This window comes from Micromonospora rubida (genome assembly GCF_009908295.1).
GTDB lineage: Bacteria > Actinomycetota > Actinomycetes > Mycobacteriales > Micromonosporaceae > Micromonospora > Micromonospora rubida.
In genome coordinates, this window is sequence record NZ_JAAALO010000005.1 from 571349 (window position 1) to 592190 (window position 20842).

Consider the following 20842-nt stretch of genomic DNA (forward strand, 5'->3'; position numbering starts at 1 on the left):
CCGTGTCGGTGCGGGTCACGGCGGCGTGCATCAATCATCATGGGACCGCAGTCCGCGGGCGACCACGGACCGGTGGCGGCGATGTGGAGGAAGCCATGCTCACGGTGGGTGAGGTGCACACCAGCCTGCTGCAGCACAGCACGGCGCTGTCCCAGGAGCAGAGCTCCGAGGCGCTCAGCCTGGTCGAGGGCGAGATGGTGTTGACCTCTCGACGCCCGTCGCTCTACGCGGTGTCACCGGACGTCCGCACCGGGGTGGACTGCTGGCTACCCAGCGCCAGGCAGCGCCAGCTGCGCGGGGTGGGCGCGGTGGTCACCCGGGCCATCATCACCGGCGGCCGGATCGTGCAGGCGTCCTCGGTCATCCAGGTCGTCGACGGAAAGCGCCGCCAGCCCTGGTCGCACTACCTGGCCAATCCCGGCGTCCTGGAGACGGTCGGCAAGTTGGACGCCGCGGACCTGATCGCGGGCTTCCTGCACGGCAACAACGCAGACGTGCTCAACCTCGAGGCGATCACCGGCCGGGTGATCGACGGCGTGCAGATGTCCGACCTGCTGGACCGGCGCCCGCCGCTGCGCGCGGCGCGTACCCGGCTGCGCTGGACCACGCGGGTCGACCAGGGGACGGACCGGGAGGTCTCGGCGGTGGTCACCGTGGACTCCCCCACGCTGCGTACGGTCGAACTCGTGGTCGGCCCGCAGGACGTGCCGGCCGCCGTGGCCGGCCTCTGCGAAGATCTCGCGCTGCACGACTGGCTGCTCACCATGCTCTCCTCCCTGGTGGAGGCCGCGGTCACCCGGCCGGCCGCCGGGCAGGAGCACATCGAGCGGCTGCGTCCGGTGCTGGAACACCTGCTGCACCTGTGGCTGCCGGGCGCTCGGGTCCATCCGCGGCTGCGGCCGATCTGGGACCGGCTGGAGCAGGTGCCCGGGTTCAGCCGGCAGTGGAAGTCGTCGGTCAACTGGATCCGGGATCAGATCAGCGTGAGCAACATGGCCCTGCTGCGCGACCTGGCCGACCGGATGGCGGTCGACCAGCCCTGCCAGCGCTGAGCGCGGGCGCTCACTCGCCGACGAACACGTAGCTCAACCGGTCGACCAGCTCGCTGGGCAGTCGCAGGCCCTCACCGCCGGCGCGCTTGGCGACCTGCTGCGCGACGGCCGACGGCACCGCCACCTGGCCGAGGATGGTCCGTACGGCCAACTCCACCGGCAGGTACTGGATGTCCATCAGGGTCAGCGTGCGGTACGCGCAGAACGGCGCGGCGCTCGGGTTGAGCTGGAGGATCGCCGGCAGCTCATCCCAGTCGGTGGGCAGCTCCCCGGTGAGCCGGCGCGGCTGCCGGATCGTCTCGCCCTGGTGCCGTAGCACGCCGAGGCGGGTCAACTGCCAGACCGAGGCGAGCAGCGCGCACGCCCACACCCGGGTCTGCGGCTCGCCGGACCACAACTCGATGTCGACGAAGATGGAATGTTGGGGATCGCCGGACTGCACCGGCGGGGACCACGGCCGGGGCAGGGTCATCGCCGGGGCGTCGACATGCCCGGGCGACCGCTTGCCGTTGGAGAGCCAGCCGGACTCGCTCAGCGGTGGGCGACTGCCGGTGGTGTGCCGGGGCGGCTCCACGACCAGTGTGTCGACCACCAACTGGGCCAGCTCGAGCCCGTCGTAACGGGCGAAACTGGACTCCCGGGCGACGTAGTCCAGCACCAGCCCGTGCTCCGCCGCGGCGCTCTGCACCTGCGGGATCACCTCGTGCGGCGTGCCGAAACGGTGGAAGTAGTCGTCCACCATGAAGCAGGTGCTGATCCGCGGTTGGCGGTTCGGTGCCAGCCCCTGCCGGGCCAGGGCCGGGACGGCGCTCGACCAGGCCGCGATCCGCTCGAACTTGCGGCGCAGCTCCTGACACCCGTCGCCGAAGTCCTCCGCGTAGAAGTGCCCCAACTCCACCGACAGGTGCGAATACGCCACGCTCTCTGTACGACGCACCGCAGCTGCCTCCTGGAACCTGACGTCCACGTTGATCACACAATCTCCCATGCCGTCTCGTCGAAGAGCTTCTCGGTCAGATCGACGAAAGCGTCCACGGTTTTCACGTTCGCGATCTTGCTCTGCACGTCGTGGTCCGAGATGAGCTGCTCCCGCCACTGCAGCAGCGGATCCAGGGGAACCGTGCCGAGCAGCGTGGTGCGCCCGACGCCCCGCCGTCGGGCCAGCTCCGACAGCTCCGCGTCGCACTTGCGCAGGAAGGCCTGCTGCGCGAGGTCGAGGTGGCCGACCTCGGGGCCGCGTGGATCGATCACCGCCGTACGGATGAACCGCAGCGACTCGCGCAGCCGGTCCGGTTCGTGGCCGTACTCCTTGCCCATCGCCACGATCCCACCCGCCTCGAAGGCCAGGTCCGAGGCCGCGGTGACGTGCTGGGGAGTCCACCGGTGAAAGACCAGCCAGCGAACCGTGACCTTGCGCAGGGTCGGGGTGGCGGTCGCGGCCAGCGCGATCTGGCTGGCGTACGACCGGCCGGCGCTGAGATCCACCAGGGTGAGGTCGAACTCCTCTTCGAGACGGAGGAAGAGCTCGGCGCAGCGCTTGGCGATGTCGTTGGTGAACCCGAACTCGCTGCCGTTGCGCTGCCCGGGCAGGAGCACCAGCGGACCGGACCCGGTGGGCCGCTGGCGCAGGCTGGCCCGCTCCGAGGTGCCCCAGACGTCCAACTGCTCCGGAGACGGGATCTCCCCCCGCAGGTACCGGTGCAGCCCGCCACCGTTGGGCCCGGCGCCCTCCACGCCGTTGACCGCCTGCGGGATCTGGAAGGTGATGCCGGCCGTCGGCGAGCCGAAATCGTAGTCGAGGTAGCAGGTGGGACGGCCGGACAGCGCGCTGCGGTAGGCGATGTTCGCCGCGGTCACCGAACGCCCGGTGCCGCCCTTGTGTGACGTGACGAAGACCAGCATTCAGATCCCCTCGCTGGCTTTTTGCTGCCCGGTGGCGATGTCGTTGAGCAGCAGCAGCAGGGTGTTCGCCAGGGCCGCCGCGGTGCCAGGGCGTTCGTCCACCACCAACTGCGCGCGGCGCAGGCTGGCCCGGATGCTACGCATGCTGCGCTGCATCGCCTCCCCGGCGAACGTGCCGCGCATCAACTCCCGGTCGAAGAGGTACTCTGCCTCGTCGATGAGGTCCTGCGAGTACGTGGCGAGCCGGCCGGCTCGCGGAAAGGGCCGCTCCCAGAGCAGCTGACCGGCGTTGACCAGCCCCTGCACCACCCGCTCGGTCAGGTACCAGGAGGGCGCGTCCGGCTTGGTGGCCAGCCCGGGGAAGGCACCGCCGGCATGATCCCACAGGCCCCGGTGCCGGCCGTCGGGGATACGCCGCAGCAGCAGGTGATCCCACACCTCGTCGGCCAGTTCGAGCAGCTCGCTGCGTCGCCGGGCGTTGCTCAGCAGGCCAGCGACGGTGGTGGCCCGCTGGAGCAGCACCGTGGAGTATTCGTTGACGTTCCACGACATGATCGGCTTGGACCGCTCGGCGTTCAGGGTCACCTGCTTGCCCGGCGCGTGCACGAACAGCGCCGGCTCGTCGGGCGAGGCGCGGCGGGTGATCCGCGCCCGCTGCGCCAGCTCCACCAGCACCGAGGCGATCCGGCCGAGCTCCTCGTCGCCGCGCCCGCCGGCGACCAGGCCCTTCACCGCCAGCGACGTGGCCTGGAGGGTGTAGTAGTCGGTCCGGTCGCCGTCGGTCGTCCGCCAGGGAATGTCCTCGATGGGCCACCGTCGGCGGTTCCCGAAGGTCGCCACCGTCGCCCAGTAGGTCCGGGTCAGCTCCCAGCGCAGCAGCAGGGCCCGAGACAGCCGCTGCTGCTCCTCGTTGAGCAACCCGAGCAGGCGGGTGCGTTCGGAGTTCAGATCCTCGATCGCGTCCATCGCGATGACGGTGAAGTAGAGGTAGGGAGCGTTCTCCGCCGAGCCCTCGCGCTGCAGGCCGATCGACTCGGTGGTCGGCACCTCCTCGGCCTCGGTGATGAGGCCCCAGGACCAGCCGCACTCGAACAGCATCTCGCTGTTGTCCAGATCCTCGGTCACCCGACCCGACCCGATGATCACGCTGCGCAGGCTGGCCATCGTTTCCCGCAGCTGTTCGCGCAGCGACGCCACGAGTTCCCGGCGCGGCAGCTCGTCCTGATTGATCATGTCGCACAGCCGGAGGCCGTATTCGTCGGTGGCGGTGAAGACCGAGGTGCTGAAGCTACGAAGCAGGCCGACCATGGCCGCGGTGAGCCGCGCGCTGGCCATCTCGTTCAGGGCGTCCAGTTGCGCCAGCAGGTCGCGCCGCTGGGTGGAGTTGCGGTAGACCTTGACGAAACCGATCGTTGCCAGGGCCAGCGTGACGGACACCGCGAAAGAGTCGACGATGTCCATAGAGCGTTGCTCGTCGGTGAGCTCCGGGCCACCGTCCAGCGGGGTGAGGTAGCTTCCGCCGCTGAAGGTCGGGGTGCCGGTGTCGTCGGTGTACCGCGTGAAATAGTCGATCATCACGCCGACCAGCCGGCGGGGAATTTCGATCGCGCCGCCGATCGGGTTGAGCGCCTCGATCACCTCGTCGTCGGCGCGGTCCGGGTCGTCGAGCGACAGCGCGGGGACCTTGGCCGCCGGGAGTAGCAGGGTCAGGAGTTGCTCGGCATCACTGATCGAGTTGGAGCCACTCCGACCGCCCCAGTGCCATTCGCCGTTCTGCCAGCAACTGCGCACCGTGGCCCGCCAGATGTCGAGGATCTCCTGGCGCGGCTGCATCCGCATGATTCACCACCGTCTGTTGTAGTCGTCGACCGGAAAACCACTGGTCCTGCCGTTCACACGATGATCTACAGTGATTCATACCGACGTGCTACAACATGGTACCGGGCCAGTCGAGTGCCACTCGATTACTTCGATGGCGCGTCTGCGCCGCAGTCTGGGGCCGCACGTTCGTGACCACCTCAGGCGGGCCCTTCAGCCCGTCGCAGACGAGGAATAATCACGTCCTTGACGTCGCGGTGATCCTCTTCCTGTCCCCGGGCAGGCCTAACGCTCCCGGAACGGCTACCTCATCCCAGCCTGACAGACAGGATTCGGTGCCGATTGGCCCGGTGAGAGCCGTGCGATAGTCGCGGGCGTGACGTTTCCTCTGGAGGCGCTGTCGCGGCAACAGTCCGTCTCGCCGACGACAGGATGGTCGTCGCGGCAGCCGCCGTCGCGCGAGGCGACCTGTATAGGTTGCAGGCTCCGGAGTCCGTTCTCGGTCGGGGCGACAAAAACCCGTTCTCCGAGGCCGCGGTCAAGACCGTGACGTCCACTACGGCCATTGCCGCAGCCCAACAAGCCATGCGTGCCCACGCCCTCGATACCGCCTGGACCGCTCACCCCGAGCGCTCCCACCGCCGATCCGCACCCAAGGCGCGCTACACCTGCTAACCGACGTGACCGTCGTGGATCGGCCTCGATCTGGCCGCCGTCCTCGGCGGGCTGTTCGCCGGCACGCCAGTGCACCTACGGCCCTGCCGGCGTCCGGCGGCGTGGTCGCATCATCAGCCCGCCGAGCCACCAGCCCAGCGCCGCGCCGGTGACGCCGATTGCGATCGCGGCCACGACGTCGACCGGCCAGTGCACGTGCGCGAGAACCCGTGCCGCGCCGATCATCGCGGCGGCCGCCATCAGCGCCGCTGCGACGGCCCGACGGTACGGCCACAGCAGCGCTGCCATCATCGTGGTCGCGGTGGTGTGGTCGGACGGGAATCCGCTGTCGGGGTCGTGCGGGAACCATGGCTGCAACTGGCCGTCGGCGAACGGCCGGGGATTGTGGTAGGCGAGCGCCGCGAGCCCGACCAGGGCGGCGGTGGCAGCCGTGGCCACCAGCAGTTGGACGGCGATGACGCGCCGGGAGGGCCTGGGCAGGCGCCAGCAGGACGCGGCGAATGCGGCGGTGACCAGGTAGATGGCGTACTCGGCCACCGCCACCACGGCGGTACGCACCCGGTCACTCCCCGCCGGCGAGGTTGAGGGTCGCCACACCGGCGATGATCAGCGCGATTCCGGCGATCTTCGCCGGCGTCAGCGCTTCGCCGAAGGCGATCCGGGCGACGATCGCTATCGCCGCGGTGCCGAGCCCGGACCAGATCGCATAGGCGACGCTCACCTGTAGGTGCCGGACCGCCAAGGCGAGCAGCGTGAAGGACAGCAGATACGCCACGCCGACGACGATCGTGGGCACGAGCTTGGTGAAACCGGCGCTGTGTTTGAGCGCCGACGTGCCGGTCACTTCGAACGCGATGGCGCCGAGCAACAGGATCCAGGCCATGTCCGTCCTCCTCAGAAGTGCCGCCAGGGCCGCACGCCCTCGGCCCTGAGTCGTCGGCGTAGCAGCACGATGTAGCTGATGTCGGCGATGAAGACCAGCAGATAGAGATAGTTGACCAGGGGCGTCAGCGGATAGTCCTGGTGCGTCACGCTGTCGGCGACGAAGGAGGCCGGGCTGTCCGGCCACTGCTGGGTGACGCTGGTCGTCACGGTGAGCGCGGTGGCGATCCAGGCGAACAGCGTGCCGAGGAACTTGGCGACCGCGATGTAGAGCGACTGGCCGCGGCTGCTGCCCCGGCGCACCAGCATCGTGATGAACAGGATCGACATCATCACGTTGATGCCGAAGCCGGTGTACTCGCCGTCCGGGTCGTTGAATTCGAAGAAGGCCAGATGCATCGCCGGGTACGCGGCCGCGATGGCGAGGAGCGCCACCGGCCGCAGGTAGCGGCGTACCGGCGCGTCGAACTCGGTGGGCCCGTACCGGTACACCTGCCAGAGGATCACCATGTCGAAGAGGAACCAGACGATGCTCAGCGTGTGGATGTGGTCGGCGAAGGGGTTGATGAAGAATCCGTACGCGGCCTCCCAGCACAGGTTGGTGGCCAGCGCCGCGATCGGCATCCCGTAGGTGTGTTCCTTGAAGCCGCGGTAGATGATTCCCACGTAGGCGATCAGCCAGAAGATCACACAGATGACGCCGGTGACGACGACGGTGTCCGAGGTCATGGAGCCCTTTCGAGGGTCGGCTGGGGAATCTGGGCGGTGCGCTGCCGGTAGCGGCGGGTGCCGAGCGCGGCCAGGCGGTCGCGTCGGGCTGCCGGGAAGCTGTCGAGACGTTCGTGGAAGAGCGCCTCGTACCGGTCGAGTTGGGCGCGCAGCCGCGCGGGCGCGGCGTCGCCGTAGAGGCGTACGAACGAGTCATAGGTGTTGAACTGCCCGCTCGACACGTCCTGTGTGTAGTGCTCGAGGTCGTTGCCGATGTCGGCGAGCACCTCCACCGGCCACAGCAGGTCGAGGAGGTCCTGGTCGACCGGCCGGCGGAGGATTGCGAACGTCATGGCGTGCAGCAGCCGTACGTCGGAGGAGCGCAGCTCGGCGAGCCGGAGCAGCTGCTGCTCGTCGGCGACGCCGTGCGTGGTCACCTTGTTCTCCAGGCGCACGTACTGCTCGCCGAGGTCGAGCTGGCGGGCCACCGCGTCGTTGTGGGCGCGGGCACGGCGAAGAAGTGCCTCGAACTTGCCCTTGTAGCGGACCAGCTTGTCGTAGTGCCGGTTGTCCGCCACGTCGAGGTCGAGGTCGCGGCTGTCCTCGGCGACGGCGTCGACCCGGTAGACCAGGTATTCCACGAGGAACGCCAGCGGAGTGCACCGGGCCCGCTGCCATCGGGTCAGCTCCTGCGCCGGGTAGTACAGCTCGGTCACGTACTCCCGGAAGATGCCGCGCGACTTGGACAACACCGCGTGCTCGGTGCGGAGCCGCTCCCGTACGCGTGCCGTCGTCGCCCGGCTCCCCATCAGGATGGCTCCCGGACGAGCCGCATCCGGAGGTTCTTCGGGTAGAGCGTTGTCGAGGCGGCCGGGCTGACGCGGGCCCCGGGGACGGGGTCGAGGGTCCAGCGGCGGGTGATCGTGGCCAGCGCGAGCGTGGCCTCGACGTAGCTGAACTGGTCGCCGATGCACTTGCGGGCGCCGCCGCCGAAGCTGACGAACGCGCTGCGCGGCGGTGCCGGGCAGCGCGTCGCGTCCCACCGGTCGGGCCGGAACCGGTCGGGCTCTTCGTACAGATCGGCCCGGCGTTGTAGCAGGTACGGGCTCCAGGCGACGAACGTGCCGGCCGGGATCGGGTACCCGCCGAGCTCGGTGTCGGCGGTGACGGCTCGGGTGACGATCCAGGCCGGCGGGTAGAGCCGCAGCGACTCGGTGACGATCCGCGTGGTGAGCTCCAGTGCGGGGATGTCCTCGAACGTCGCCACATCGCCGGTGAGGACCTGCTCGACCTCGGCGCGCTGCCGGGCCCGCACGTCGGCGTCCTGCGAGAGCAGGTACAGCGACCAGGCGAGGGTGTTGGCGATCGTCTCGGATCCGGCGGCGAAGAACGTCATGACCTCGTCGACCGCCTCGTTCTCGGTCAGCGAGGACGACGTGTCGCTCTGGTCGTCGCGGGCGGCGAGCAGGCTGGCCAGCAGGTCGTCGTGGTCGCCTGCGTGGGCTCGGCGCTCGGCGACGATGGCGCCGATCGTCTGCCGCAGGCGGGTGACGGCCCTCCGGTAGCGCTGGTTGACCGGCAGTGGCAGCCGGGTCAGCACGGGCGGCAGCAACATGGTGCGGTGGATGCCGCTGACGAGCGTCTGCAGGTCGCCGACCGCCTGCCGGAGGCGGTCGGCCGGCATCGACGACGAGAACATCGTCGCGACGGCGATCGACATCGACAGCGACGCCATCTCAGCCCGGACGTCCAGGACCTGGCCCGGCCGCCAGCCGGCGGTCGCCGTGTCGATGTGGCCCGTCATCACTCGGGCGTATCCGGGGTAGCGGCTGTGGTGAAACGAGTGTTGCGCGAGGCGCCGCCGGCGACGGTGCCGGCTGTGCGGGCAGGAGGCGAGGCCGTCGCCGAACTCCTCGAGCCCGGAGTCGAAGGAGGGGCCGCCCTTGTCGTAGGTGCGGTCGTCGACGAGGACCCTGCGGGTGAGTTCCGGGTCGCAGACGACCACGATCCGCACCGGCCCGAGCGTGAGGCGTAGCACGTTGCCGTGCGCCGGGAGGGTGGAGAGGTAGCCGAGCGGGTCGGATAGCAGCGCCGCGGCATGCCCGATCACGGGTATCCGCCGCGGGGCGTCAGGTATCGCCATTCACTTCTCCACCGTCGGTGACGCCCATGCGGGCGCGATGAATGTAAACGGACCTGTTCATCGTTGTCAAAGCAAATTAACGACAATGCCAAATTGCAGCCAGGCCTCGCGGGTGTCCGTTCGGCGCCAGGTGGGGCGTGTCAAGATCGACATGGGAATGGCGGCGCCGCAGCGCCGCCAAATGGTCGACACCACGGTGTCGACTGCCGCGAATCCTCACCGTTTTCCCAGCTCAGATTGTCTTTTGTCGGCGTCGACGTCGAGCGGTGGCGCTCGCGCTGATCATAACTTCACCCCCGTGGATCAGCCCTGCGCCAGATTAACACCGCCGGCCAACGCTGGGCAAAGTCAATGCATAACAGATGAACATTGACTCTCCACTTAGAGCGGCGTACAGTTGCCCCGGCTTCTCACCCATGGGGGAACGTCAATGTTGAAACAGCTTGGTCTGCCATCGCGCCTGCGCTCACAGCGTGAGCTCATCGACCGCGAACTCGAGCGGGCCATCCAGATCGACGGGCCCGACGAGCTGTACCGGACAATCAGATATTCGCTGCTGGCGGGCGGTAAACGGATCCGGCCGATCCTGTGCCTCACCGCCTGCACGGCCTGCGGCGGCAGCACCGAGGTGGCGATGCCGACCGCGGTTGCTCTGGAGATGCTGCACACCGCGACGCTGATCCACGACGATCTGCCGTCGATGGACAACGACGACTTCCGGCGCGGCCGCCCCACCAACCACAAGGTGTTCGGCGAAGGCATGGCTCTGCTCGCCGGCGACGCGCTGCTGTCGTACTCGCTGGAGCACGTGCTCTTGCACACCGACGCGCCGACGAGCCGGGTCCTGCGGGTGATCCGCACTCTGCTGCACACCATCGGCATCCACGGGGCGATCGGCGGCCAGGTCATCGACGTCCAGCTGGCCGACCGTGAGGACGTCGACCTGGCGACGCTGGAGAGCATGCACACCCGCAAGACCGGCGCGCTGCTCAGCGCCGCCGTGGTGACGGGCGCGGTTCTGGCCGGCGCGGACGAGGAGTTGGTCCGCCGCGCCGAGTCGTACGGGATGAAGATCGGTCTGGCCTTCCAGATCATCGACGACATCCTCGACGTCACGTCGACCTTGGCCGAGCTCGGCAAGACGCCACACAAGGACGAGGAGCAGCGCAAGGCGACGTTCCCCCGGCTGCTCGGCCTCGACGAGTCGCGCCGTCGCGCCACCGAACTCATCGCCTCGGCGAAGCAGGACGTCGAGTTGTTCGGCGCGGGTGCTCAGCCGCTGTGCGCCATCGCGGACTACATCCTCACCCGTACCCACTGAACGGGATCGTGTAGATGACCAGAAGGCATACCGACCGGCTGGCCCTGCCCGCACCGGCCGCCGATCCCGTTCCCGAGGACCTGGCGGCCAGCTGGTACGCGGGGCTCTCCACCGCACGCCTGCGCGACCGCCCGGTGGCCCTGCAGCTGTTCGGCCATGACCTGGTGGCCTGGCGGGAACGCTCGGGCCGGGCCGTCGTGGCTCCGCGCTACTGCCCCCACCAGGGCGCCAGCCTGGCGCTGGGCAAGGTGGACGACGCCGGCCTGCGGTGCCCGTTCCACGGCTGGAGGTTCGACGGGTCCGGCGCCTGCGTGCGGATTCCCGGATCCGCGCGCATTCCGGCCACCGCGAAGCTGACGCCCTATCCGACCGTGGAACGCTACGGCTACGTCTGGGTCTGGTACGGCACCGCCGAGCCCCTGTTCAGTCTGCCGGACTTTCCCGCGCTCGCGGAGAACCGGGATCGCTACGTCGGCTTCCGCTACAACGACCGCAGCACCGGCACGGCCCGGCAGCTGCTGGAGAACGCGTTCGACTACTACCACTTCCAGACGTTGCACGGCTTGTCACTGGACCACACCGAGTTCCGGATGCTGCGCGATCAGTCGGAAGCCGCCGACAACGGCTCGCCGATCGACTCCCCCGCGTGGCTCGGCGCCTGGTTCGAGGGCATCGCCACGCCCGGGCACCCGGTACGCGATCCCGCTCGCTGGGGAATGGCCAAGGCGGCGACGTTTGCGGCCGGTGACGCCTTTCAGCTGCTGGTCGACGGTTGGCCCGGCGGCCAGCGCTTCACCGGCTACGTCGACGGCAAGGAGTTCTTCAAGGTCCTGCTGGCGATCACTCCGGTGTCCGAACGGGTCACCACCCAGGTCGGCTGGGCGGGCACGCCGCGCACCGGCCGGCTGCGGACGCTCTTCAACCTCGTCATGCTCTACGGGCAGAGCCGCGCCGGAACCAAGCAGGACATCCCGATCTACGACACGACCGAGGCCACCGCCGGAACACTGCGGACCCCGTACGACAACGGTGTTGCCCACTTCCGCCGGTACTACCAGTCGTGGGTGGGCAGGGTCGAGACCACGACCGCCCCGGTCAGGAGCCGGTCGTGACCGCCACGAGCCCGATCTCGCGCCACCCGCGCCGGGCGGCCCCGTCGCAGCCGGGCACCGACATGCGGCTCGCCGCGGGCTGGTACCTCGCCATGGCCTCTGCCGAGCTGCGCCGCGGGCCGCAGAAGCTCGACCTGTTCGGCCGCGAGTTGGTCGCCTGGCGCGACGGGACCGGCCGGGCATCGATCATGCCGCGGCACTGTCCGCACCTGGGTGCCAGCCTCGCGGTCGGCAAGGTGGTCGACGGCAGCCTGCGGTGCGCGTTCCACCACTGGCGCTTCGACGCCACCGGGGCGTGCGCGTCGGTGCCCGGTATGCAGCAGCTCTCGCATTCGATGCGACAGCCACGGGCCTATCCCCTCGTCGAGCGGTACGGCTACCTCTGGATCTGGTACGGCGGCGGCGAACCGGCCTACCCGCTGCCGGAGGTTCCGGCACTGACCGAGCGCCGGAACGAGAACCTCAGGTACCGCTTCTCGCACACGACCGCCGCGACGCCGCGCCGGATCCTCGAGAACGCCTTCGACCATTATCACTTCATGGCGCTGCACGGCGTCGCGTGCGATCGGATGCCGGAACTGATCATGCTGCCGGAACCGGCCTCGGCCGCCGAGAACGGGCCGCCGATCCCCGAGGACGCCTGGACCGGAGCCCGGCTGGAGTTCCACGGCCTTCAGGTGCCCGCCGCGATCCGCGCGCTCGGGCTGCGCAGCGAGAAGTTCGAACTCCTCGTCGACGGCTGGCCGGCGGGGCAGCGCCTCACCTTCCTGCTGGACGGCGAGGTGGTGGTGAAGGAGTTGCTCGGCGTCACGCCGGTCGGTCCGGGGCGTACTCACATGCGCGGCTGGTCACTGGTCCGCCGTACCGGCAACCCGGTCCGGGACCGGCTGGTGTACCTCGCCTATCGCGCCCACCACTGGTGGGGCACCCGCGAAGACCTCGCCATCTACCGCGACGCCGACGACACCGCCGCGCCCACCCCGACCCGGCACGACCACGCCCTCCTGCGTTTCCGCAAGCAGTATGCGACCTGGGTCGACCGCGCCGAAGAAGGAGCACCGTGAACGACTCCTACCGCCCCGACCGCGAGAGCGTCGGGGAGATGTACGACAAGATCACCGTGCTGTCCGAGGACATGCTCGGCGACAGTCATCACTTCGGGTACTTCCCGGACGGCGGGTACGAGGACGTCGGCATGCGGGAAGCAGCCGACAACCTGACCGATCTGCTGATCGAACGGCTGGCGCTGCGGCCCGGCCAGCGAGTGCTCGACCTCGGCTGCGGCACCGGCCGTCCCGCCGTCCGGCTCGCCGAGACCGTCCCGGTCGAGGTCGTCGGCATCACCATCAGCCAGGCACAGGTGGACATCGCCACCGAGCGGGCGGCGGGCGCGGGGGTCGCCGATCGCGTACGGTTCGAGCTGGTCGACGCCACGTCCATGCCGTACGACAAGGACTCGTTCGACGCGGTCCTCGCCATCGAGTCGCTTGAGCACCTACCCGACCAGGCCGGCGTGCTCAACGCGATCGCCGGGATGCTGCGGCCGGGCGGCCGGCTGGTGGTCGCGCAACCGGTGCTCCAACGAGTGGACGATCACGAGCGGGACGACTTCGTCAGACAGCTCTACCAGAGCTACCACCTGGCCCAGCCGCCGTACCTGGACGAATATCCCCAGCTCTTCGCTCGCGCCGGGCTGCGTACCCGGTACGTGGAGGACATCTACGAGCAGGTGATCCCGCCAACCCTCGCCGTGGTGGACGCATGGGTCCGGGCCAACTCCGAGCGGATCTCGGCGCTGGGCGACTACGCGCAGGAGGTGCGGGGGCTCATCGACGGCATGCGCACCTTCGCGGAGCTGCCCGGAGTGGGGTTCGCCGTCCTCGTCGCCGGCAAGGGGTGACGGCCGTGCTCCGCAGTCACACCGGGTACGACGCCGCCGAACGATTCCTGCCGCGTCGTCCCGGTTCGGGGAATCTGTCGCCTAGGCTTTCTCCCGGGCCGGCCCCGAGGCCAAGTAGTGGAGAGGGTGTTCCGAATGACCGAAGCCAGCTGGCAGCCGACCGCGGCGGGTGTCATGCGACTGCCGTCCGGATGGCTGGTGCGCGGCCGCGGCCTGCGGCATCCGTTGCCGGACGGCCCCGAGCCGCAGTTCGGGGTCTACCTGGTGGGCTCCGCGCCGAAGCCGGTGACGTGGGAGAGCCGCTGGGTCCGCTGGCGGGACTTCTGGCTACCGGCCGACCGCACGGACTTCGTCGGCATCCTGCGCGAGGTGCTGGACCGGGCCGGGACGCAACGGGTCGAGCTGGCCTGCGGAGGCGGCTTCGGGCGTACCGGGACGGCACTGTCGTGCCTGGCGGTCCTCGACGGCGTGCCCCCCGCGGAGGCCGTTGCCTACGTCCGCGCGCACTACTCGCACCGGGCCGTCGAGACACCGTGGCAACGGCGTTTCGTCACTCGCTTCGACCAGGCGGCGCCACACCGGCGCTGACCGGTTCGCGTCCCGTTCCCGCCGGGCCGGTCGGCGGTGCGGGGCGATGACCGTGCAGAACCATCCGGCCGGCACGCGTACGGACCGTGGCTTCAACCTGGCGGCAAGCTGGTACGTCGCGCTGCCGTCCAACCGGCTGGGGCGTACGCCGAAAGCGATCACGCTGTTCGGCCGCCGCCTGGTGGCCTGGCGGGACGGCAGCGGTCGCCCCACGGTGCTGGCGCGCACCTGCCCGCATCTGGGCGCCAGCCTCGCCGACGGCAAGGTCGTCGACGGGACGCTGCGGTGCGCGTTCCACCATTGGCGGTTCACCGGTGACGGCGCCTGTGTCGCTGTTCCGGGCGTCGACCGCATCCCGCGCGGCGCCCGGGTCAGGGCGTACCCGACAGCGGAGCGTCACGGCTACGTCTGGGTGTGGTACGGCAGCGCCGAACCGATGTTCGCCTTGCCGGAGTTCCCCGCGCTGGACGCCGGAGCGGGGTTCGCCCGCGGGTTCCGGCTGGCCGACCTCACCGGAGCGACCGTCCGGCGGATCCTGGAGAACACGTACGACCCGGACCACCTCGTCGAGTTGCACGGCCTCGACGTCACCGACCAGCCGAGCCTGCGGATCCTCGACCGGCCGGACGAGCTGACCGGACACGGGCCGCCCATCGTCGGTGGCGCGTGGATGGGCGCGGAGCTGACCTGGCCGGCCTACACCGGCAGGCTCGGTGCCCTCGCCAACCTGCTGGGGATCAACGCCAAGCAGTTCGTGCTGCGCGTCGACGGCTGGCCGGCCGGGCAGCGCATCACCTACTGGGCCGACGACGTGATCCAGTACCGGCTGCTGCTCGCCACCACGCCGGTCGCCCCCAACCGGACGGTGCAGCACATCGCCGTCGCCATCGAACCGAGCGGCCGGCGGCTGCGCGACCTGCGGAACTACCTGGTGCACCGGCCGGAGATCACCGTCACGTCGAACCAGGATCTGCCGATCTTCAACACCCTCGAACCCGGCGACCAGCATGGCATCTACGTCGAACGGGACAGCGGCATCCGCGCCTTCCGCAAGCACTACCAGCACTGGGTGCAACGGGTGGCCGACGATGCCTGACGTCATCGCGCTGTCGGCGGTCGGCCGGGACGACACGCCGACCGTGGGCGCCAAGGCCGCCAACCTGGGTGAGCTCATCGCCGTCGGCGTGCCGGTGCCGCCGGGGTTCTGCCTGCCCACCTCGGTCTATGAGCGGTTCGCACAGCCGGCCGTGGCGCCGCACCTGGCCCTGCTCGCCCGCGAGGACGAGCAGGCCGCCGGAACGCTGCGCGCGGCGATCGGGGCGATCGAGCTGCCGGCGACCCTGCTCACCGACCTGGAGGAGGCGTTCCGGACGGTGTGCCCGGCCGGCGGAGCCGTCGCTGTCCGGTCCTCCGGCACCTCGGAGGACACGGCGGGCACCAGCTTCGCCGGCCAATACCACACCGAGCTGGGGGTCCGGACGTTCGACCGGCTGGTGACCGCGCTGCTGCGCTGCTGGGCCTCGCTCTGGGACGGCCACGCCATCCACTACCGGGACCGGGCAGGACTGCCGCACGCCGAGGCACGGATGGCCGTCGTCGTGCAGGCCCTGGTGCCCGCCGACGCCGCCGGTGTCATGTTCGTGACCGCGCCGACCGTCGCGGTCACCGGACCAGTGGTCATCGAGTCCAGCTGGGGGCTCGGCGAGGCGGTGGTCAGCGGCGTCGTCACACCCGACCGCCACGTGGTGGACCGCGACGGCCATCGGCTGCTCAGCACGGAACACTCCCACAAAACCCTCATGGTCACGCCCACCGAGGACGGCGCCACCGTCGTCGACGTCCCGCCCGAGCTGCGCGACACCCCCTCGCTGACCGGGGATCAGGCCGTGGCGCTCGCCCGGCTGGGCATCGCGGTCCAGGAGCACTTCGGCGCCTCCCAGGACATCGAGTGGGCGATCACGGACGGCCGGTTCGCGATCCTGCAGGCACGCCCGCTCACCCGGGACGTGGTGCTGCCCGAGGACGTCCGCTGGCGCAGCCCCATCGAGGGCGCCGAGTGGGCGCGGATCAGCATCTGCGACTCGTGGCTGCCGGAACCGCTGTCCCCGCTCTTCGCGACGACGCTCTTCCCCCGCCTGGTGCGCGAGTGGAAGCAGAACTGGTCCGGTCGGGACCCGCGCGTCGACCGCCTGCTGCCGGAGCCGATGTCGGGCACCATCAACGGGTACGCCTACATCCGGCTCGACACCCGACTCAAGCGGCACCCGGTCCAGACCGGCAAGCTCGTGGCCGCCTTCTTCCGCTTCCATCTCGCCCGGCTCGACCGCCAGTGGCGTACGGCCCTGCTGCCGCACCACATCGAGCGGATCGAGGCGCTGCGCGCGATCAGCCCGGCCACGCTGACCACCCGCGACGTGCTCGCCGTCATCGACGAGGCCGAGGAACTCAGCGCGGTGTACTGGGCGCTGCTCGGCGGGCTCGCCTGGTACTGGAACGGCGGCGAGTGGCTGCTCGACCGCCTGTACCGCTCCCTGGCCCCGCCCGAGGCGGCCGAGGGCGGTTTCGCGGTGCTGTTGCAGGGATACCCGACCAAGACCTCCGAAATAGACTTCGCCCTGTTCGAGCTCGCCACGGCCGGCGGGCCCGGGGACGGGCCACCGGACGGCTTCGACCAGTTCCTGGAGCGGTACGCACATCAGGCGTACCAGCTGGACTTCGCCGAGCCGACGCCGGTCGAGGACCCGTCGGCGTTCCTGACCACCCTCGACGCGTACCGGGAGGGTCGTTTCCGCTCGCCGCCCGACCGCCTGCGCGACCTGGCCCGCCAGCGGGAAGAGTCCCGCACGACGCTGTTGCGCGGCTTGCGCCGCAAGCCGGTCCGACGCGCCGTGCTCCGGGCCCTGCTGCGCTGGACCCGCTACTACGCCCACGTCCGGGACGAGGCGCTGCACTACTTCACGATGGGCTGGCCGACCATCCGGCGTGGGTACCTCGAGCTGGGACGGCGGCTGGCCGATGCGGGCGGGCTGAGCGCCGCCGACGACGTCTTCTTCCTCAGCGGCGACGAGCTGATCGAGCAGCTGCGCGTCCTGGGGGCCGGCGACCGGCCGGCCGATCTCGCCGAAACCGTGCGCCTGCGGCAGGAACTGCGGGAGCAGCAGCGTCAGATGTCACCGCCCGCCCAGGTGCCCCGAGGGCTGCGGGTGGAGGTGGCCGGCGTGGACTTCCTACCGGTCGCCTTCCTCGGCCGCAGCGAGGACCTCGACGAGTCGTCGGCCGATCTCAGCGGGTTCGCGGTCAGTCCCGGCCAGGTCACCGCGACCGCTCGGCACGTCAGTTCGGTACGGGACTTCAACGAGGTGAGATCCGGCGACGTGTTGGTCGCCAGCTACGTCACGCCTGCCTGGTCCCCGCTGCTGGGCATCGCCGGCGGCATCATCACCGACAGTGGGGGCGCACTGTCACACGGCTCCATCGTCGCCCGCGAGTACGGCATCCCCGCCGTGATGGGCACCGGCAACGCCACCAAGGTCATTCAGAACGGCCAGACCGTCACCGTCGACGGGACCCGCGGACTCGTCTACCTGACAGAGGGGAGCACCTCGTGACAACCCCGCCAGCACTGTCGGACTGGGTACCCAGTCTCGACGACTCCCCGACGCTCGCGGAGGCGCACGCCGGGATGCCCGGCGACGACCCCTCCGTCGTCCCGTGGTACGTCCGGCTCCTGGAGAACCCGGCGAGCCCGGTCGCCCTGCCCGGCCACGTCGATCTGTTCGGCCACGACAGCATCCACATCATCCTCGGCCGCGGCACCCTGCCGCCCGATGAGGCCTTCGTGATCGGGGCCACGATGGGCTCCAGCGGACGACTCAGTCGGTGGCAGCAGAGGCTGTTCACCCTCGCGGCCACGAAGCTGTACCGCGGGCCGTGGCGGCTGAGCCCCGACGACCTGCTGCTGTTCGAGATGGCCGTACGCTTCGCGGCTCACCAGAGGATCCAGCCGCTCGGCGACGTGTCGTGGCGCGACCTGCTCGCCTGGCCGCTGGGCGAGATTCGGGCGAAGTTGGGCATCCACACCCCTGACCTGCTCCGCTTCTACGCCACCGAGCGCGCGTTGTGGCCGTACAGTGCCGCTGCCCGGCGGCTGCCGACCTCCGTGGCCGCCGACCACGTCTGCCCCGATGAGTGAGACCCGGGCGGCGCCGAAGAAACGGTGGGATCTCGTTGTCCGGGTGTTGCTGATCGCGACAACCGTCATCTCGCTGTGGTGGTTCCTGCGCGGGATCGACGCGCGCGCGTTCAGCGACACGCTGACCCGCGTGGACGTGCCGCTGTTGGTGGTCGCGGTGCTGCTCAACCTTGTCGCCCAGGTCGTCCGGGCCGGCAGTTGGGTGGTGATGCTGGGCCCCCGACATCAGCCGCCGGCCGGCCGGCTCCTGCGATACGAGTTCGCCGCGCAGGCGGCGTCGTCGATCAGCCCGGCCCGCGCCGGTGAGCTGCTCCGCCTGTGGATGCTCAAGCATGAGGGCGTCCCGGTCGGGATCACCGGCGCGCTCATCGTGCTGAAGAAGACGATCGGGGCGGCCTGCATGGGTCTGCTGGCACTGGCCACGCCGTTCCTGGTCCCCGGACTGCCCGGCTGGGTGACCGGCTTCGTCTTCGGCGTGTCGGCCCTCATGCTCGTGCTGCTCGGTCTGCTCGTGGTAACCGCCCACCGGGCCCGGGCGAACCGACTGCCGAAGATGCTGCACAGCATGGTCGACGGCATGTACTTCCTGAAGGACCGGATGCGGTTCAGCTCGGCTTCCTGCCTCATTCTCGTCGGCGAGATGATCGACGCGGCCGCCGCCTACGCGGTCATGCGCGCGCTGCACATCGGTCTGTCGGTGGCCGCCGTCGTCCTGGTGGTCTTCTTCATCGACTTCTCCAACGTCCTGCCCGGCGCACCCGCCAACCTGGGCACGTTCGAGGTCGGTGCCGTCTACTGCCTCAGTCTGCTGCACGTCGCGCCGGACGCCGCCCTCGGTTTTGCGCTGCTGTTCCATGCCCAGCAGGTCTTGCCCCAGGTCGTCGTCGGCCTGCCGTTCCAGCTGCACTTCCTCAGCGTGCGGAGAAAGCAGCCGGGCACCAACGGCCCCGGAACCATCGGCACGGTGACCACCGCGCCGCCGCTAGTACGGAGTGACCATGACTGATCAGCTGTGGGCCGTCTACGACACGGTCGCCGACGTGTACGACGAGATCGGTCCCGCCTTCTTCAAACCGGTCGGCAGCAGGCTCGTCGGCCACGCGGCGGTAGCGCCTGGTGAGTGCATCCTGGACGTCGGCACCGGCCGCGGCGCCGTCCTCTTCCCGGCCGCGGCCGCGACGGGCCCGGACGGTGAGGTCACCGGCATTGACCTGGCACCTCGGATGATCGAGTTCCTTCGGGACGACATCGCCCGGCGCGGGACCGTCAACGTTCGGGCGGTCGTCATGGACGGCCGGGCACCAACCTTCGCTCCGGGGACGTTCGACCTGATCACCGCCAGCATGAGTCTCCCCCTTGTCCCGGATCACCCGGCCACCCTGGCCAACTACGCCCGGCTGTTGCGTCCCGGGGGGCGAATCGCCCTCGCCGTCCCCGGAGCCGGCACCGAAGGGGACGGGTCGCAGATCGCGCTGGAGTTCTTCCAACGAGCCATGCGTGACTTCGCCGCGACCGATGCCGCAGCCGGTACGGCTGACGCACTCGACGCCGCCGACGAGGTCGATGCCATAACCCGGCATCTGCGGGGCGCGGGCTTCGCCGAGCCGCGGATCGTGGTCGAGGATGTGCCACTCGTCGCGGCGTCCGGGGAGGAGTTCGTCCGCTGGACGTACGCGCAGGGTCTACGCCTCTTCTGGGACATGATCCCGCAGGAGCGGCGTCCTGACCTGGAACGTCAGCTCGCTGCGGAGCTGGACACCCGGCGGGACGCCGACGGTTGTATCCGGCTCACGAACCCGGTCTGCTTCATCGTGGCCACGTCGCCTGATCCGAGCCAGGAGCAGGTACCTCGGTGCTCCTCGGGTACGCGCTGAGCTCGCCGCGCAGGGACGGCGGCACTCCGGCAACACCCTCCGGGATTCCTGTTCCGCTCCTTGAGGATGATCCGAGATTCTGGCCAGGGCCAGGGCAGGGCCAGGGCCTTGGTCACGGTCTCGCCGGTCCTGCACTGTCTCTGCCTCTGCTCCCGCGAATGCCCCGGGAGGTCGCCGCCACGCCGCCCCATACCGCCCCGCGCATCGGGCAGTCCGGGTGGCAGCCGGACGATTGCCCCCCGCATCCGGTCGGGGACCTGCCTGTCGGCTCCCTTTGGAGCTGCCCCGTATATGCGCCCGCTCCACCAGTAGCACAAACGGGGCAGCTCCAAAGGGAGCCGACGGAGGGTGGACCGACCCGACGGCGCGCACCCCGGCCGCGCACGCCGGCCGCGCACGCCGGCCTCGACCGGCTCGCCGACGGGGCCGACCCGGCGAAGACCGACCCGGCAGGGGCCGACGATGTCGGTGGCGCACGTATCCCCTGGGGCCTGCCAAGCCGGAGACCCTCAAGGTCACGCGACAACGCCTGGGTCGTGCCACGGATGTGGATCCGCCGGGGCAGCCCGGTCCCCCACCGGGCTGCCGGCATCGCCGTCAGCCCTGGTCAGTGGGATCAGCTCGTTGCGGACGTGAGGGGGTCGCACGTCCGGCCGCAGCCAGCAGGTGATGTCG

Annotated in this window: 19 protein-coding genes; 11 read left to right on the forward strand and 8 right to left on the reverse strand. The window is 70.0% G+C overall.

The genetic code is table 11. The features are described 5' to 3' along the window. The first annotated feature begins 95 nt into the window (after nucleotides 1–95). Complete coding sequence (locus GVV04_RS21545; protein WP_161689867.1) at nucleotides 96–1052, forward strand: SCO2521 family protein; 957 nt, start codon at nucleotides 96–98, stop codon at nucleotides 1050–1052. A 10-nt stretch (nucleotides 1053–1062) separates the two neighbouring features. On the opposite strand, the gene GVV04_RS21550 is transcribed toward GVV04_RS21545, so the two are convergent. The 8 genes from GVV04_RS21550 to GVV04_RS21585 form a co-directional block, all read right to left on the reverse strand. Further along, the gene (locus GVV04_RS21550) at nucleotides 1063–2040 is read right to left on the reverse strand and encodes an SCO2522 family protein (protein WP_201753866.1); all 978 of its coding nucleotides are present in this window, start codon (nucleotides 2038–2040) and stop codon (nucleotides 1063–1065) included. Beyond that, nucleotides 2025–2954, reverse strand: coding sequence for an SCO2523 family variant P-loop protein (locus GVV04_RS21555; RefSeq protein ID WP_161689869.1), 930 nt, complete (start codon nucleotides 2952–2954; stop codon nucleotides 2025–2027). Before GVV04_RS21555 ends, GVV04_RS21550 begins: the two co-directional genes overlap by 16 nt. Beyond that, nucleotides 2955–4793 carry an SCO2524 family protein gene (locus tag GVV04_RS21560; protein WP_161689870.1) on the reverse strand — a complete coding sequence of 613 codons (1839 nt, stop codon included), beginning with the start codon at nucleotides 4791–4793 and terminating at the stop codon, nucleotides 2955–2957. 729 nt (nucleotides 4794–5522) lie between these two features. After that, nucleotides 5523–6005, reverse strand: coding sequence for a phosphatase PAP2 family protein (locus tag GVV04_RS21565; RefSeq protein ID WP_161689871.1), 483 nt, complete (start codon nucleotides 6003–6005; stop codon nucleotides 5523–5525). Between the two features lie 4 nt (nucleotides 6006–6009). After that, complete coding sequence (locus GVV04_RS21570; RefSeq protein ID WP_161689872.1) at nucleotides 6010–6330, reverse strand: DMT family transporter; 321 nt, start codon at nucleotides 6328–6330, stop codon at nucleotides 6010–6012. An 11-nt stretch (nucleotides 6331–6341) separates the two neighbouring features. Then, a complete protein-coding gene (locus tag GVV04_RS21575; RefSeq protein WP_161689873.1) occupies nucleotides 6342–7058 on the reverse strand; it encodes a transmembrane-type terpene cyclase in 717 nt (238 codons plus the stop codon). Beyond that, on the reverse strand, nucleotides 7055–7846 hold the full coding sequence (locus tag GVV04_RS21580; RefSeq protein ID WP_161689874.1) for a hypothetical protein: 792 nt from the start codon (nucleotides 7844–7846) through the stop codon (nucleotides 7055–7057). Before GVV04_RS21580 ends, GVV04_RS21575 begins: the two co-directional genes overlap by 4 nt. Then, entirely contained in the window at nucleotides 7846–9180 is a 1335-nt protein-coding gene (locus tag GVV04_RS21585; RefSeq protein ID WP_161689875.1) for a cytochrome P450, read from the reverse strand. Before GVV04_RS21585 ends, GVV04_RS21580 begins: the two co-directional genes overlap by 1 nt. Before the next feature lie 397 nt (nucleotides 9181–9577). Here GVV04_RS21585 and GVV04_RS21590 point away from each other — a divergent pair, with 397 nt between their 5' ends. From GVV04_RS21590 to GVV04_RS21635, 10 genes are all read left to right on the forward strand, one after another. After that, nucleotides 9578–10501 carry a polyprenyl synthetase family protein gene (locus tag GVV04_RS21590; RefSeq protein WP_201753867.1) on the forward strand — a complete coding sequence of 308 codons (924 nt, stop codon included), beginning with the start codon at nucleotides 9578–9580 and terminating at the stop codon, nucleotides 10499–10501. 14 nt (nucleotides 10502–10515) lie between these two features. Further along, a complete protein-coding gene (locus tag GVV04_RS21595) occupies nucleotides 10516–11613 on the forward strand; it encodes a Rieske 2Fe-2S domain-containing protein (RefSeq protein WP_161689876.1) in 1098 nt (365 codons plus the stop codon). Beyond that, nucleotides 11610–12677: an aromatic ring-hydroxylating dioxygenase subunit alpha gene (locus GVV04_RS21600; RefSeq protein WP_201753868.1), complete on the forward strand. Its 1068-nt coding sequence runs from the start codon at nucleotides 11610–11612 to the stop codon at nucleotides 12675–12677. Before GVV04_RS21595 ends, GVV04_RS21600 begins: the two co-directional genes overlap by 4 nt. Beyond that, nucleotides 12674–13513, forward strand: a complete 840-nt coding sequence (locus GVV04_RS21605) for an SAM-dependent methyltransferase (RefSeq protein ID WP_161689877.1) — start codon at nucleotides 12674–12676, stop codon at nucleotides 13511–13513. Before GVV04_RS21600 ends, GVV04_RS21605 begins: the two co-directional genes overlap by 4 nt. Nucleotides 13514–13648: 135 nt before the next feature. Then, nucleotides 13649–14101 (forward strand): protein-tyrosine phosphatase family protein, encoded by a 453-nt coding sequence (locus GVV04_RS21610; protein WP_161689878.1) that lies wholly within the window; start codon nucleotides 13649–13651, stop codon nucleotides 14099–14101. A 46-nt stretch (nucleotides 14102–14147) separates the two neighbouring features. After that, the gene (locus GVV04_RS21615) at nucleotides 14148–15197 is read left to right on the forward strand and encodes a Rieske 2Fe-2S domain-containing protein (protein WP_161689879.1); all 1050 of its coding nucleotides are present in this window, start codon (nucleotides 14148–14150) and stop codon (nucleotides 15195–15197) included. After that, nucleotides 15190–17709 carry a PEP/pyruvate-binding domain-containing protein gene (locus tag GVV04_RS21620; protein WP_161689880.1) on the forward strand — a complete coding sequence of 840 codons (2520 nt, stop codon included), beginning with the start codon at nucleotides 15190–15192 and terminating at the stop codon, nucleotides 17707–17709. Before GVV04_RS21615 ends, GVV04_RS21620 begins: the two co-directional genes overlap by 8 nt. After that, nucleotides 17706–18293 carry a hypothetical protein gene (locus tag GVV04_RS21625; RefSeq protein WP_161689881.1) on the forward strand — a complete coding sequence of 196 codons (588 nt, stop codon included), beginning with the start codon at nucleotides 17706–17708 and terminating at the stop codon, nucleotides 18291–18293. Before GVV04_RS21620 ends, GVV04_RS21625 begins: the two co-directional genes overlap by 4 nt. Next, complete coding sequence (locus GVV04_RS21630) at nucleotides 18286–19299, forward strand: lysylphosphatidylglycerol synthase transmembrane domain-containing protein (protein WP_161689882.1); 1014 nt, start codon at nucleotides 18286–18288, stop codon at nucleotides 19297–19299. Before GVV04_RS21625 ends, GVV04_RS21630 begins: the two co-directional genes overlap by 8 nt. Continuing rightward, nucleotides 19292–20167 carry a class I SAM-dependent methyltransferase gene (locus tag GVV04_RS21635; RefSeq protein ID WP_161689883.1) on the forward strand — a complete coding sequence of 292 codons (876 nt, stop codon included), beginning with the start codon at nucleotides 19292–19294 and terminating at the stop codon, nucleotides 20165–20167. The genes GVV04_RS21630 and GVV04_RS21635 overlap by 8 nt, the downstream gene beginning before the upstream one ends. Nucleotides 20168–20842: the final 675 nt, after the last annotated feature.